We start from the raw sequence: 13,861 nt of genomic DNA, 5'->3' as shown, positions 1-13,861 counted from the left end.
GCTGAGTACATGACGCAGGCATATGGACATATCACCGTCTTACTGCAGGAAGCAGTGAATGCGCTGGTTCAGAATCCCGATGGTTTTTATGTGGATGGCACCTTTGGCCGGGGCGGTCATTCCAGCTTGGTATTGCAAAGCCTTGGTGATGCCGGGCAGTTGCTGGGGATTGATAAAGATCCAGAAGCGATCAAACACGCCCGTCAACGCTTCGCTAATGAACCTAGATTCCAAATTGCCCACGGTAGCTTTGCTGAGATGCAGGCACTGGTAGAGCAAGCCGGCTATATGGGGCAGGTCGATGGGGTGCTGCTGGATTTAGGCGTGTCATCGCCGCAACTGGATGATGCCAGTCGTGGCTTCAGTTTTATGCAGGATGGTCCATTGGATATGCGTATGGACACCAGTCGGGGAGAAAGTGCTGCGGATTGGATTGCTCATGCAACCGAGGCTGAAATAGCAGATGTTCTATTTACCTACGGTGAAGAGAGGTTCGGCCGACGCATGGCGCGGGCGATCGTAGCTGAGCGTGAACAGGCACCGATTACGACTACTGGCAGATTGGCCAGTGTGGTGGCGGCGGCTAATCCAGCGTGGGAGAAAGGAAAGCACCCGGCTACTCGGGCATTTCAAGGTATTCGAATACATATTAATCGTGAACTTGAAGACCTTGAACGCTGCCTTGATCAGGCTCTGGAAGTCTTGCGGGTAGGCGGCAGATTGGTGGTGATCAGCTTCCATTCATTGGAAGACCGTATAGTGAAGCGCTTTATTCGTAAGCATGTTAAAGGCGATGAGCACCTGCCACTGGATATACCGGTAACTCAGGCGATGCTCAAAATTCGTCTGAAAAATGTGGGTAAAGCGGTCAAGGCAGGTAAGGCCGAGACCGAAGTCAATGTTCGGGCACGCAGCGCAGTGATGCGGGTGGCGGAGAAAGTAGCGTGAAACAGCTACTGCGTCGATTATGGCCGGCAGCCAAAAGTGACACGGATGCTGAGCTAGTCGGTCAGTTTTACAGTGCTGAAGAACTGCTGCCTAGATGTTTAGTGGCTGCGGCAAGCGTGCTGCTGGTGGTGGGTTGTTGTCTGGCGGTGGTGCTGAATGCTTTTGAGTACCGTCGCTTATTTAACCAGCATCAGATTTTGGTTGAGCAGCGTGATGAGCTGCAGGTGGAGTGGAGTCAGCTGCTGCTGGAGCAAAGTGCCTGGGCCGCTAATAACCGGGTTGAGAAACAAGCAGAAAAACACCTGGCTATGACCGTGCCGGGGATTGAGCAGATTGAGGTGGTTGAAAATGAGCGATAAACCAGTCACAGCAGCCATTAGCCGAGGCTGGCGTCTTTGGCTGGTGATGTTGTTGCTGTTGCTGGTGGCGCTGGGTATCACCGGTCGCATGCTCGGCCTGTACATCACCGAACAGGACTTTTTGCAGGGACAGGGTGAGGCACGCACAGTGCGCGTGATTCAGGCCCCTGCGCATCGAGGCATTATTGCTGATCGCCATGGTGAGCCGTTGGCGGTGAGTGCGCCCGTAGCAACGATTTGGGCAGATCCGGCGAAAATGAATTTAGAGCATGCCAGCATGGGTAAAATGGCGGCGCTACTGCAGATGAGCCGCCCGGTATTGTTGCGCAAACTCAGTGAAAATCGCGAACGTCGGTTTATTTATCTAAAACGTCAGGTAACCCCTGAACTGGCCTCGCAAGTGCTGGCGCTGGCGATTCCTGGTGTGCATATTGATCGGGAGTACAAACGTTTTTATCCCGCTGGTGAAGTCACCACGCATCTAGTGGGTTTCACCGATTTAGATGGTAAAGGCCAGGAAGGTCTGGAACTGTCGTTTGAAGATTGGTTACACGCCGAACCCGGTAAACAGATGGTGATGAAGGACCGACTTGGCCGCACAATTAAACACATTCGTGAACTGAGTCCGGCGCAGAACGGCAGTGATATGCAGCTGACCATTGATCTGCGGTTGCAGTATCTGGCCTATAGAGAGTTAAAGGCAGCTGTACAGACACATAAGGCTGATGGTGGTTCTCTGGTGATGCTGGATGCCGCCACCGGCGAAATTCTGGCTATGGTTAATCAGCCCTCTTACAACCCTAATGACCCGGCGCAACGGATACCATCTCTGTTGCGTAACCGGGCGCTTACCGATGTGTTTGAGCCGGGTTCAACTATGAAGCCGCTGACCGTCGCGGCGGCCTTAATGAGCGGCAAGTATCGCCCTGAAACCGTGGTGCATACTGCGCCGGGCTACATTCGGGTTAAAGGTAACACCATTAGGGACCACCGCAATTATGGTGACCTTGACCTGACGGGCATCATTACTAAATCCAGTAATGTAGGTGTAACCAAGCTGGCCTTGAGTATGGATCCGGGCGCTGTGGTTAACCTGATGCGGAATGTTGGTCTTGGCCAGGCCACAACCCTGGGTTATCCGGGCGAAAGCAGTGGCGTACTGCCTTATCTTGCAGATAAACAGGTGGTAGAACGCGCCACTATGTCATACGGCTATGGTTTGTCTGTTACCCCATTGCAGTTGGCGCAGTCCTATCTGGCATTAGCCAATGACGGGGTGATGACACCGCCGAGTCTGATTAGACAGTCGGAAGCGAATACAGGCGTTCGGGTGATGCCTACCGATGTGGCGCGAAATGTCAGAGCTATGATGGAAACCGTCATCAGTGCGTCTGGTACCGGAAGGCGTGCTGCGGTACCCGGTTATCGGGTTGCCGGTAAGACCGGTACCGTGCATAAAGTCGGCAGTGGCGGTTACATAGATGATCAATATATTTCGGTTTTTGCTGGTATCGCTCCAGCCAGTAATCCGCGTTTGGTGACGGTGGTGATGGTGGATAATCCCAAAGGACAGGAATACTACGGTGGCGAAGTCGCCGCGCCGGTTTTCTCGCGCACCCTATCCGGAGCTTTGAGATTGTTGAATGTGCCGCCAGATGATTGGCCGAAACCTACCGGTCAAGTGGTACAACGTTAAGGTGAGAACATAATGCAACTGCGCAACAGACAACTGACAGAACTGATACCGGAGTGGGCAACACCAGCCTGCACCGGTATTGCTGTTTCTGGTCTGTGCCAGGATAGCCGTCAGGTGTTGCCTGGAATGTTGTTCTGCGCCCGCAGCGGTCTGCAGCATAAGGGTGTTGACTTCGTGCCGGCAGCCGTAGCAGCTGGTGCTTGTGCAGTACTGGTGGATGCCTCTGAACTCCCATCCTGTCCGCGAGTAGATGTGCCGGTCATTGCTATTCCCAATTTGGTGGGCCAGCTCGGTTTGGTTGCCGCACGTTATTACGCTGACCCCAGCCATCAGATGGTGTTGATTGGTATTACTGGCACTAATGGCAAAACGTCTTGTGCTCATTTTCTGGCGCAGGCGCTGAATCAGTTGGGCCGAAAAACCGCGTTAATCGGTACGGTTGGTAATGGTTTTCCGGGCCAGCTTGATCTGGCAACACATACCACTCCAGATGCGATTAGCCTGCAAAAACTGCTGGCGGAATTTAAGGCTGATGCGGCGGAGATCGTGGTGATGGAGGTGTCCAGTCATGCCCTGGAACAGATGCGGGTTGCGGGCGTGGCATTTGATTATGGTCTGTTTACTAACCTGACCCGTGACCACCTTGATTACCATGACACCATGGAGGCTTATGGTGCTGCCAAAGCGCGACTGTTCACCGATTACCCACTGAAAATGGCTGTGATCAATCGTGATGATGCTTTTGGTGAGTCCTTGTTGCTGCGTGCTGACTTGGCGGGCGAGGCTTGCTGCGTCGGACGTAGCCAGGGGGATGTTCATCTCAAAGCCTATCGTTTAACTCAGCAGGGGCTAGAAGGAGAGTTTAATACTCGCTTGGGTGCGATTCCTTTTAAGAGTGGCCTGCTGGGTGAGTTTAATCTGGATAACCTGTTGTTGGTTGCCGCTGTACTTGAGGCGGAAGGTTATTCTGCCGAACAGATCAGCAGCGCCGTATCTGGCCTGCAAGCTGTGCCAGGGCGCATGCAAGCCTTGCTTGCCGGGCAAGGGCCGGTGGTCATTATTGACTATGCCCATACCCCGGATGCATTGGAAAAAGCTTTGCAGGGTGCCCGAGCACATTGTTCTGGCGTGCTTTGGTGTGTGTTTGGTTGTGGCGGTGATAGAGATCAGGGCAAACGCCCTCTGATGGGTGCAGTGGCAGATCGCTTGGCAGATGAAGTTATTATCACCAGTGATAATCCGCGGCATGAAGATGCAGACAGTATCATCATCATGGTGGCTTCGGGCGTTAAGCAGCACACGCCTTATATAGAAGCGGATCGTGCTACAGCAATTACCCGGGCCGTGCAGCAGGCGGGTAAGGCCGACCTGGTACTGGTCGCAGGCAAAGGGCATGAGGATTACCAGGAGATTGCCGGTCAGCGTTATTCCTTTAGTGATTATGACGTTTGTCAGCAGGCGCTGGAGGCGAGGATATGATCGGCACATGGCATCTATCGGATTTGCAGCAGTTTGCCGGCGCCGTGACTAAGGATACCTCGTTTAGTGGTGTCAGCACGGATACACGCTCCATTAAACAGGGTGATCTGTTTGTTGCTTTGGTAGGGCCAAACTTCAATGGCCATAACTTTGTGCAGCAAGCGGCAGCAGCGGGTGCTGCAGGTTTGGTGGTGTCCCAGCAAGTGGACAGCACGCTACCGCAATGGCAGGTAAAGGATACGCGGCTTGCCCTCGGGCACATCGCGCTGGCGAACCGCTGTCGCTTTCAGGGACCGTTATACGCAGTCACCGGCAGCAGTGGCAAAACCACGGTAAAAGAGATGCTGCTGTCGATTCTGTCTGGTCAGCACAGAGTGCTGGCGACGCAGGGTAATCTGAATAATGACATCGGTGTACCGCTGACGCTGATGCAACTGGATGATGACAGTGAAGTTGCGGTGATCGAGCAGGGGGCGAGTGCAGTGGGAGAAATTGCCTATACCACTGAGCTGGTATTGCCCGATGTGGCGATCCTGAATAATGCCATGGGTGCGCATCTGGAGGGGTTTGGTTCTCTGCAGGGCGTGGTGAAAGCTAAAGGTGAAATTTTTAACCAGCTAGCAGCGAGAAATGGGACGGCGGTGATTAACCTTGATGACCCGCATGCAGATGTTTGGTTGCAACAAACCACAGGGCAGAAACAGGCCACTTTTTCTTTGCATAACACGGCAGCCGATTGCTACGCCTCGGAACTGCAAGCCGGAGAGAATGGCTGTTATTGCTTCCGTTTACATCTGCAAACTGGGTCTGCGTTGGTGCAGTTGCAGGTGATGGGTCAACACAATGTTGCGAACGCGCTGGCTGCTGCCGCGGCAGTGGACGCTGGCGGTTTGCCGTTGGCTGAAATTGTCGCCGGGCTGGAGCGCTTTGCAGCGGTAAAAGGGCGTATGCGCCCATGCCAGTCAAGTAATGGCGCATTAGTCATAGATGATAGCTACAACGCCAATCCAGGTTCGGTGTTAGCCGCGGTGGATTTATTGGCGACATTGCCAGGGGAATCCGTGTTGGTACTGGGGGATATGGCGGAGTTGGGTGATGGCGCTGAAGAGGCGCATGCAACAGTTGGTTGCCGGGCAGCACAGAAGGGGATCTGTCACCTGTGGGTGACGGGTGTGCTGTCTCGGCACACCGTTACTGGCTATGCGAATGCAGCCGGTGCGGACGGTCAGTACTTTGCTGACAAGAATGAACTGATAGCGGCGTTACTGCCGCGGGCGAAGGCCGGAGTTAATATTCTGGTCAAAGGATCCCGCAGTGCCGGGATGGAACAGGTCGTTGCTGGCCTGGAACAAGGGGAATAAAAAGGCATGTTATTACTGATTGCCGACTTCTTATCGCAGTACTACAGTGGCTTCGCTGTGTTTCAGTACCTGACGCTAAGGGGTATTTTTGGCGTTCTCACGGCGCTGATGATTTCATTGTGGGTTGGCCCCTGGCTGATTCGGCAGCTGCGCACCAAACAAATTGGTCAGGCAGTGCGCAGTGATGGCCCGCAGACTCACCTGAGCAAAGCAGGTACGCCAACCATGGGGGGCGCCTTGATACTGGTGGCTATCGCCAGCAGTACGCTGTTGTGGAGTGACCTAAGTAACAAGTATGTCTGGATTACACTGGGTGTTACGCTGATTTTTGGTGCAGTTGGTTGGGTTGATGACTACCGGAAAGTGGTAGAAAAGAACCCTCGTGGCCTGCCTGCCCGCTGGAAATATTTGTGGCAGTCAGTGGGTGGCCTGGGTGCAGCTTTATTGTTGTATTACTTTGCGCAAACCCCGGCTGAGACCGGTTTGCTGATCCCATTCCTGAAAGACGTCACCCTGCCACTGGGTGTCTTCTTTGTGGTGTTTACCTATTTTGTCATCGTCGGTTCATCTAATGCGGTGAATTTGACTGATGGGCTGGATGGTTTGGCGATTCTGCCAACGGTGCTGGTCGGTGGAGCCCTGGGGGTATTTGCCTACCTGTCAGGGCATGCCAAATTTGCTGATTATTTGTTGATTCCTTACATTCCCGGCGCCGGTGAACTGATTATTTTCTGCGGTGCGATTGTTGGTGCCGGACTTGGCTTTCTCTGGTTTAACACCTATCCCGCCCAAGTATTTATGGGTGATGTGGGTGCACTGTCTCTAGGGGCTGCGTTGGGTGTGATTGCAGTGATCATCCGCCAGGAGCTGGTGCTGTTTATTATGGGCGGGATCTTCGTAGCGGAAACAGTATCGGTGATTTTGCAGGTGGCATCGTTCAAGTTGACCGGGCGGCGGATATTCCGCATGGCTCCGCTGCATCATCATTTTGAATTGAAAGGCTGGCCGGAACCGCGGGTAATTGTTCGGTTCTGGATTATTACTGTGGTGCTGGTGCTGATTGGCCTGGCGTCACTGAAACTTCGTTAAACGGGAACGTAAATGGCACTTATCGCCACAGATCAATTTCGCATAGTGATCGGCCTGGGTCAGACCGGGCTGGCCTGTGCTCGTTATCTGGCGAAAAAAGGTTGGCCATTTGCTGTTGTCGACAGTCGTTCCGAGCCACCCGGTGCTAAAGAGTTAAAAGCTGAATTGCCGGATGTTGAATTACGTTGTGGCGATTTTGATAGCCATTATCTGCAGCAGGCGGCGGAATTAATTGTCAGTCCTGGGGTGGCTACCAGTGAGCCTGCTATACAGGCTGCAATATCCGCGGGTGTGCCGGTTATTGGTGATATTGATCTGTTCTGCCGTGAGGTGTCTGCACCGATTGTCGCCATCACTGGTTCTAATGCCAAAAGCACAGTGACTACGCTGGTCGGTGAGATGGCTCGGTCCGCCGGTAAGCGGGTAGGTGTCTGCGGCAATATCGGCTTGCCGGTGCTGGAGATGCTGCAACAGCCAGCAATGGATCTGTATGTCATTGAGTTGTCCAGTTTTCAGCTGGAAACGACCCATGAACTGCGGGCTGAAGTGGCCACAGTGCTGAATATCAGTCCGGACCATCTCGACCGTTACCCCAATATGCAGGCCTATTATCAGGCTAAACACCGAATATTCCGTGGCTGTCGCCATGCAGTAATAAACTGTGATGACCCACTTACGGCTCCTTTGTTGCCTAAAGATATACCTACGGTGAGTTATCGTCTGGGTTGCCCGGACCTAAAACAGTTTGGTTTGATCCAGCAGGATGGCCGGCAGTGGTTAGCTCAGGGGCCGGAGCTGCTATTGGATGTCACAGAATTGAAGATCCGTGGCAGCCACAATATTGCCAATGCACTGGCGGCGCTGGCACTGGGCCAGATGTCCGGTTTGCCTATGTCGGCGATGTTAGCGGCACTGCGTGCCTTCCCCGGACTTGAACACCGTTGTCAGTGGGTGGCTGAAATCGCTGGTGTTCACTACTTCAATGACTCTAAGGGCACCAATGTAGGCGCTACCCTGGCAGCGTTAAATGGGCTGGGGCAGACATTAACGGGTGAACAAAAAATCATTTTGCTGGCGGGTGGTGTAGGCAAGGGCGCTGAATTCAGTGAGTTGGCAGCCCCGCTGGCGCAGTATGGCCGGGCGTTAGTGTATTTCGGCCAGGACGGCGCTCAGCTTGCGGCTGAGGTCGGTAATATAGAAAGCTTTGCGGCGCAGAGTTTACCTGCAGCTGTTGGTCAGGCGGCCCGTCTGGCGCAACCCGGGGACCTAGTGTTGCTTTCCCCTGCCTGTGCCAGCTTTGACATGTTTAGTGGTTACCCGGCTCGCGGTGAAGTCTTTGTGCAGGCAGTGGAGGGGCTGCAATGATTGCTCTCAACTGGCCATGGCTGGCAGCATCTGCTGCACGCGACAACAGCAAACTGTTACCTTTTGATCCATGGGTGCTGGGAGCTGCACTGAGTTTGATGTTGTTCGGGTTTGTGATGATTAGTTCTGCCTCGCTGGATGTGGCGATGCGTAATAATGGCACCCCGTATTACTACGTGTTTCGGCAGATGACATTTATGGCCATTGCCTTATTTGCTGCCATGGTGGTCTGGCGTATACCACTCTCATTTTGGCAGCAGACCGGTCATTGGTGGATGTTGATGGCAGGCGTATTGCTGGTTCTGGTGTTAATTCCGGGCATCGGTAAGGGCGTTAATGGCAGCCATCGCTGGTTGCCCCTCGGGCCTCTGAATTTACAGGCATCAGAGGTCGCCAAGTTTTGCATGGTGATTTACATGGGCGGCTATTTGGTGCGCCGACTGGATGAGGTGCGCAGCAGTTGGAAGGGGATTGCAAAACCAACATTACCCCTGGGTATTTTCTGTGTGTTGCTGTATTTCGAGCCTGACTTTGGTGCGTTGGTGGTCCTGATGGGCACGGTCATGGGAATGATTTTCCTTGGTGGTATGCGCTTTTCTCAGTTTCTCACCGTGGTGAGTGGCGTGTTGTTATTGCTGGTCACCGTGGTGGGGTTACAGCCTTACCGTGTGGCGCGACTGAAAAGTTTTCTGGACCCCTGGGCCGATCCGTTTGGCAGTGGTTATCAGTTATCCCAGGCCCAGATTGCCTTTGGTCGTGGTGACTGGTTTGGTACTGGGCTGGGCAACAGTGTCCAGAAGCTGTTTTATCTACCCGAAGCGCATACTGATTTTGTCTTTTCAGTACTGGCAGAAGAGCTGGGGTTTGCTGGCGCCGCTGTGTTGATTGTTTTGTTCGCCATTCTGGTGGTGAGCATCTTCCGTATTGGTCGCCGGGCAGAAAAGCAAAAAGCCTTTTTTCCGGCGTATATCTGTTACGGGTTTGGCATTATTTTCGCCGCTCAGGCATTGATCAATATCGGAGTGAATGTGGGGGCGTTGCCAACCAAAGGCTTAACGCTGCCACTGGTCAGTTATGGCGGGAGCAGTTTGTTGGTGAGTTGTATCATGCTCGCGGTTATTTTGCGGGTAGATTATGAACTGAAATGCCAGCAACTCAGAGGTGACAAAAATCACCGGGAGGTGGTTGATGAATAGCGTAAAAACCTTACTGGTGATGGCTGGTGGTACCGGAGGACATGTATTCCCTGCCTTGGCGACGGTTGAGGTGCTTAAGCAGCGTGGTGTGCATGTTGAGTGGCTGGGTAGCCGCCATGGCATTGAAGGTGAACTGGTGCCTGCTGCTGGCATAACGCTGCATGCGATTGAAGTCCGGGGCTTGCGTGGTAAAAGCAAGCTGAGTTTAGTGCTGGCACCGTTCAAACTGCTAATGGCTGTGTGGCAGGCACTTCAAGTGCTACGTCAGGTTCGGCCGGATGCGGTATTGGGTATGGGGGGGTTTGCTTCAGGTCCCGGTGGCGTAGCTGCCTGGCTGCTGCGGGTGCCGGTTATCGTACATGAACAAAATGCGGTGGCAGGCATGACTAACCGCTGGTTGTCTAAAGTTGCCAGTCGCGTGCTGGAAGCCTTTGGTGGGGCCTTTCCAGTGACCTGCAAAACCGAAGTGATGGGCAACCCGGTGCGCGGCACCATTCTTGATCTGCCCGCGCCAGAACAACGCTTTGCGTCACGCACAGGAGCCTTGCGCCTGCTGGTATTGGGCGGCAGCCTGGGGGCACAGGCAATTAATGACCTTTTGCCTCAGGTGTTAACGCAGATGACGCCAGAGCAGCGCCCTGAAGTTTGGCATCAGGTAGGTAAGCGTAATTTGTTGTCTGCGGAACAAGCATACGCTGATGCCGGTGTTACAGATGTGCGTGTGGTGCCTTTTATCGAGGATATGGCGGAAGCTTATGGTTGGGCTGATCTGGTGTTATGCCGGGCGGGTGCACTGACGGTCAGTGAACTGGCCATTGCGGGGGTGGCTTCTATCTTGGTGCCTTTCCCCTATGCCGTGGATGATCATCAAACAGGCAATGCAAATTTTTTAAGTCAGTCGGGTGCTGCACAGTTGGTGCAACAGCATGAACTGACTTCTGCAGGTCTGCTGGCAATGCTAACCGATACTATGAGTCATCGGTCACAACTGCTGCAGATGGCTACTAAAGCCCGGGCAATGGGTATTCCTGAATCTCGGGAGCGTGTAGCAGCAGTGTGTGAAGAGGAAATGGGTTAATGAAACAGCCGGCAACTATGCATGAAATTCCGGAAATGCGTCGTATACGTCGTATCCACTTTATCGGTATCGGTGGTGTTGGTATGTGCGGTATTGCTGAGGTACTGCTTAATCAGGGTTATGACATTTCGGGCTCTGATCTGAAGGTATCTGCGACCACGCAACGTCTGGTGCAGTTAGGCATGGAAATTTTCATCGGCCATGCTGCAGACAATGTTGCGACGGCTGATGTTGTAGTGGTTTCCACTGCAGTTAATGAAGAAAACCCTGAGCTGGTTGCCGCCCGGGAACAGCGAACGCCGGTAGTAAGGCGTGCCGAGATGTTGGCTGAGCTGATGCGTTATCGCCATGGCATCGCGGTTGCTGGTACTCATGGCAAAACCACAACTACCAGTTTACTGGCATCGGTATTTGCTGAGGGCGAGCGTGATCCTACGTTTGTTATTGGCGGTCGCCTTAACAGTGCGGGAACCAATGCCAAAATGGGAACCAGCCGCTATCTGGTTGCTGAAGCGGATGAAAGTGATGCTTCGTTCCTGCACCTACAACCCATGGTCGCCATTGTTACCAACATTGATGCCGATCATATGGAAACCTATGAAAATGACTTCTCACGTTTGAAGCGTACTTTCATTGAATTTCTGCATAACCTGCCATTTTATGGTCTGGCTGTGCTGTGTATTGATGATCCCGTGGTACGTGAGATTTTGCCAGAAGTTAGCAGGCCGATTCTGACTTATGGTGTTTCTGAAGATGCCGATTTTAGGGCGGTAAATATCGAACAGGTCGGTATGTACTCAAGTTTTACAGTGCAGCGTCCTGACAATCTCGACCCTTTGCAGGTGAAGCTGCATATGCCGGGCCAGCACAATGTACTGAATGCGCTGGCAACCATTGCTGTGGCCACAGATGAGGGGATTGCAGGTAAAGCAATCTGCCAGGCGCTGGAGAAGTTTGCCGGTGTTGGTCGCCGCTTCCAAGTATTGGGTGATGTTCCTGTTACCGGTGGTACCGCCATGTTGGTGGATGACTATGGTCACCATCCTCGTGAAGTGCAGGCGGTCATCAAAGCCGTGCGTGAAGGCTGGCCGGATAAACGTTTGGTTATGATCTATCAGCCGCACAGGTATACCCGCACGCGTGACTTGTATGAAGACTTCACTCAGGTGCTCTCTGAAGTGGACCTGTTGCTGTTGCTAGAAGTGTATCCCGCGGGTGAAGAGCCGATTACCGGTGCTGATAGTCGAAACCTTTGCCGCAGCATTCGTCAGCGCGGGGCGATTGAACCGGTATACGTTAACGACAAATCAGAAGTGGCAGAGTTATTACGCAATATTTTACAGCCTGGAGATCTGTTGCTGACGCAGGGGGCGGGCGATATTACCGCGTTGGCGCATGAGTTGAATCAGGTTTCATTAGCACGAGAGGAGCAGTCATGACCGAGTACCGTGTCGATGCTCAGACTGCGGCAACCTTGGGTCGGGTGGCTGTAGTACACGGTGGCACATCATCAGAACGTCCTGTCTCGCTGAAAAGCGGAGCGGCTGTGTTGTCTGCCTTACAGCGTGCAGGCGTAGATGCCTTTGGTATTGATCTGGGCGGCGATCAGGGTGCGGAGAATCCTGTGCAGCAGTTGCAGGCCGCAACATTTGACCGTGCATTCTTAATTTTGCATGGCGCCGGTGGTGAGGATGGTGTTTTGCAGGGTGTGATGGAAATGCTGGTAAAGCCCTATACCGGCAGCGGTGTGGCAGCCTCAGCAATTGGCATGGATAAGTTGCGTACCAAACAGCTCTGGCGTGGTGCGGGTCTGCCAACACCTCCTTTTGCAGTGCTGACACAGGATACTGACTTTAGTGCAGTTGCGGCTGGCCTGGGCAGCAAGATGATTGTCAAACCTGTGCATGAGGGCTCAAGTATTGGGATGAGCGTGGCGGATGATGCAGCAGGTTTACAACAAGCCTATAACACGGCCGCTGGTTTTGACCGCAGTGTCATTGCTGAACGCTGGATGAGTGGTGCTGAGTTTACTGTCGGTATTTTAGAAGGTCAGGCCTTGCCGGTGATCAAGCTGGAAACCAGTCATGATTTTTATGACTACGAAGCAAAATACCTGGCTAATGACACCCGCTACCGGTTTGACCACGAATTAACATCTGCGCAAGCCAGCGAACTGCAACAGCTGGCAGAGCAGGCATTCTCTGTTCTTGGGTGCCATGGCTGGGGTCGGGTCGATGTCATGCAAGACGAAGCCGGTAACTTTCAGTTGTTGGAAATCAATACCGCGCCTGGAATGACGGATCATAGTTTGCTGCCCATGGCCGCAGCAGAAGCAGGTATCTGTTTTGAGGCTCTGGTAGTGAAAATTTTATTAACCACGGTGTCGCCGAATGCAACAGCATGCGAATAAAACACCCCAGCCAGTCTCAGTCTCAGGTTCAGAGACTGAGAGTTGGTGGTATGTGTTCTCCCGTGTGAGTGTGTTGTTGCTGTTTGTTGGGTTGCTCAGTGGTTTGACGGCTAAATTCTGGCATTGGCTGGATCGTCCTGTCGCTGAAGTGCGGCTGTATGGTGAAACCCGTCACCTGAATCGTAATGAGCTGGCCAGGACGATTGCTGGTGGAGTTCAGCAGTCATTGCTGCAGGTAGATATAGATGTGATCCGGCAGCAGGTGAAAGATCAACCCTGGGTGCATATTGCCGCGATTCGACGAGATTGGCCGGAGACGCTGGCAGTTGAGGTAGAGGAAGAAGTCCCTGTAGCGAGATGGAGTGAGCATGGCCTGTTGAATCATCAGGGAGATATATTTTGGCCGCAATTGCAGCAGGAGTATTTGGAATTGCCGCGCTTGTCGGGGCCCGCACCGGAAACCAGTCGTGTCATGGCGCAGTTTCACGATCTGAATCAGGTGTTTAGGCCGCTGGGGTTGCAGGTGGTTGGTTTGAATCTGGAGCCGCGTGGTGCCTGGAGTTTGGAACTTGATAACAATATCAGGGTCATTGTTGGCCGTGAAAATATCGAGCAACGGTTGCAACGTTTTTTACGGGTTTATGAATTGGGTTTGTCCGAAAGGGCTGCGCAGATTGAGCAAATTGATATTCGCTACACCAATGGGGTGGCTGTGAAGTGGCGTGACGTCACAGCACCTGAAGCAACAGCAGGGTAATGCATTAATGCAGATGGCAATGGCTAATAAGATGATTGTGGCACTGGATATCGGCACCTCCAAGGTGGTGTGTCTGGTTGCGGAGGTAAATCCGGACGGCAGCATCGAGCTGGTGGGCATCGG

At 53.1% G+C, this 13,861-nt stretch carries 12 protein-coding genes; all 12 read left to right on the top strand.

Annotated features, from left to right (window positions below):
* Positions 1–9: 9 nt before the first annotated feature.
* From rsmH to ACFVYJ_RS11430, 12 genes are read left to right on the top strand one after another with little or no spacing between them, the layout of a single operon-like run.
* Positions 10–948, top strand: coding sequence for a 16S rRNA (cytosine(1402)-N(4))-methyltransferase RsmH (gene rsmH, locus ACFVYJ_RS11485; RefSeq protein WP_419414913.1), 939 nt, complete (start codon positions 10–12; stop codon positions 946–948).
* The gene (gene ftsL / locus ACFVYJ_RS11480; protein WP_419414914.1) at positions 945–1,307 is read left to right on the top strand and encodes a cell division protein FtsL; all 363 of its coding nucleotides are present in this window, start codon (positions 945–947) and stop codon (positions 1,305–1,307) included. The genes rsmH and ftsL overlap by 4 nt, the downstream gene beginning before the upstream one ends.
* Entirely contained in the window at positions 1,297–3,003 is a 1,707-nt protein-coding gene (locus ACFVYJ_RS11475) for a peptidoglycan D,D-transpeptidase FtsI family protein (RefSeq protein WP_419414915.1), read from the top strand. The genes ftsL and ACFVYJ_RS11475 overlap by 11 nt, the downstream gene beginning before the upstream one ends.
* Positions 3,004–3,015: 12 nt before the next feature.
* Positions 3,016–4,482 (top strand): UDP-N-acetylmuramoyl-L-alanyl-D-glutamate--2,6-diaminopimelate ligase, encoded by a 1,467-nt coding sequence (locus tag ACFVYJ_RS11470; RefSeq protein WP_419414916.1) that lies wholly within the window; start codon positions 3,016–3,018, stop codon positions 4,480–4,482.
* The gene (locus ACFVYJ_RS11465) at positions 4,479–5,843 is read left to right on the top strand and encodes a UDP-N-acetylmuramoyl-tripeptide--D-alanyl-D-alanine ligase (RefSeq protein ID WP_419414917.1); all 1,365 of its coding nucleotides are present in this window, start codon (positions 4,479–4,481) and stop codon (positions 5,841–5,843) included. Before ACFVYJ_RS11470 ends, ACFVYJ_RS11465 begins: the two co-directional genes overlap by 4 nt.
* A 6-nt stretch (positions 5,844–5,849) precedes the next feature.
* Positions 5,850–6,932 (top strand): phospho-N-acetylmuramoyl-pentapeptide-transferase, encoded by a 1,083-nt coding sequence (gene mraY, locus ACFVYJ_RS11460; protein ID WP_419414918.1) that lies wholly within the window; start codon positions 5,850–5,852, stop codon positions 6,930–6,932.
* A 12-nt stretch (positions 6,933–6,944) separates the two neighbouring features.
* Positions 6,945–8,297: a UDP-N-acetylmuramoyl-L-alanine--D-glutamate ligase gene (gene murD, locus ACFVYJ_RS11455; RefSeq protein WP_419414919.1), complete on the top strand. Its 1,353-nt coding sequence runs from the start codon at positions 6,945–6,947 to the stop codon at positions 8,295–8,297.
* Positions 8,294–9,493, top strand: coding sequence for a putative lipid II flippase FtsW (ftsW, locus tag ACFVYJ_RS11450; RefSeq protein ID WP_419414920.1), 1,200 nt, complete (start codon positions 8,294–8,296; stop codon positions 9,491–9,493). The genes murD and ftsW overlap by 4 nt, the downstream gene beginning before the upstream one ends.
* Positions 9,486–10,571: an undecaprenyldiphospho-muramoylpentapeptide beta-N-acetylglucosaminyltransferase gene (gene murG, locus ACFVYJ_RS11445; RefSeq protein ID WP_419414921.1), complete on the top strand. Its 1,086-nt coding sequence runs from the start codon at positions 9,486–9,488 to the stop codon at positions 10,569–10,571. Before ftsW ends, murG begins: the two co-directional genes overlap by 8 nt.
* The gene (gene murC, locus ACFVYJ_RS11440) at positions 10,571–12,010 is read left to right on the top strand and encodes a UDP-N-acetylmuramate--L-alanine ligase (RefSeq protein WP_419414922.1); all 1,440 of its coding nucleotides are present in this window, start codon (positions 10,571–10,573) and stop codon (positions 12,008–12,010) included. The genes murG and murC overlap by 1 nt, the downstream gene beginning before the upstream one ends.
* Positions 12,007–12,981 carry a D-alanine--D-alanine ligase gene (locus ACFVYJ_RS11435; protein WP_419414923.1) on the top strand — a complete coding sequence of 325 codons (975 nt, stop codon included), beginning with the start codon at positions 12,007–12,009 and terminating at the stop codon, positions 12,979–12,981. The genes murC and ACFVYJ_RS11435 overlap by 4 nt, the downstream gene beginning before the upstream one ends.
* Positions 12,962–13,738 carry a cell division protein FtsQ/DivIB gene (locus ACFVYJ_RS11430; protein WP_419414924.1) on the top strand — a complete coding sequence of 259 codons (777 nt, stop codon included), beginning with the start codon at positions 12,962–12,964 and terminating at the stop codon, positions 13,736–13,738. Before ACFVYJ_RS11435 ends, ACFVYJ_RS11430 begins: the two co-directional genes overlap by 20 nt.
* The last annotated feature ends 123 nt before the right edge of the window (positions 13,739–13,861 follow it).

It is taken from the genome of Pontibacter sp. JAM-7 (assembly GCF_048548695.2).
Classification (GTDB): Bacteria; Pseudomonadota; Gammaproteobacteria; order Pseudomonadales; family Balneatricaceae; genus Neptuniibacter.
This window is presented reverse-complemented; position numbering and strand designations above follow the sequence as displayed.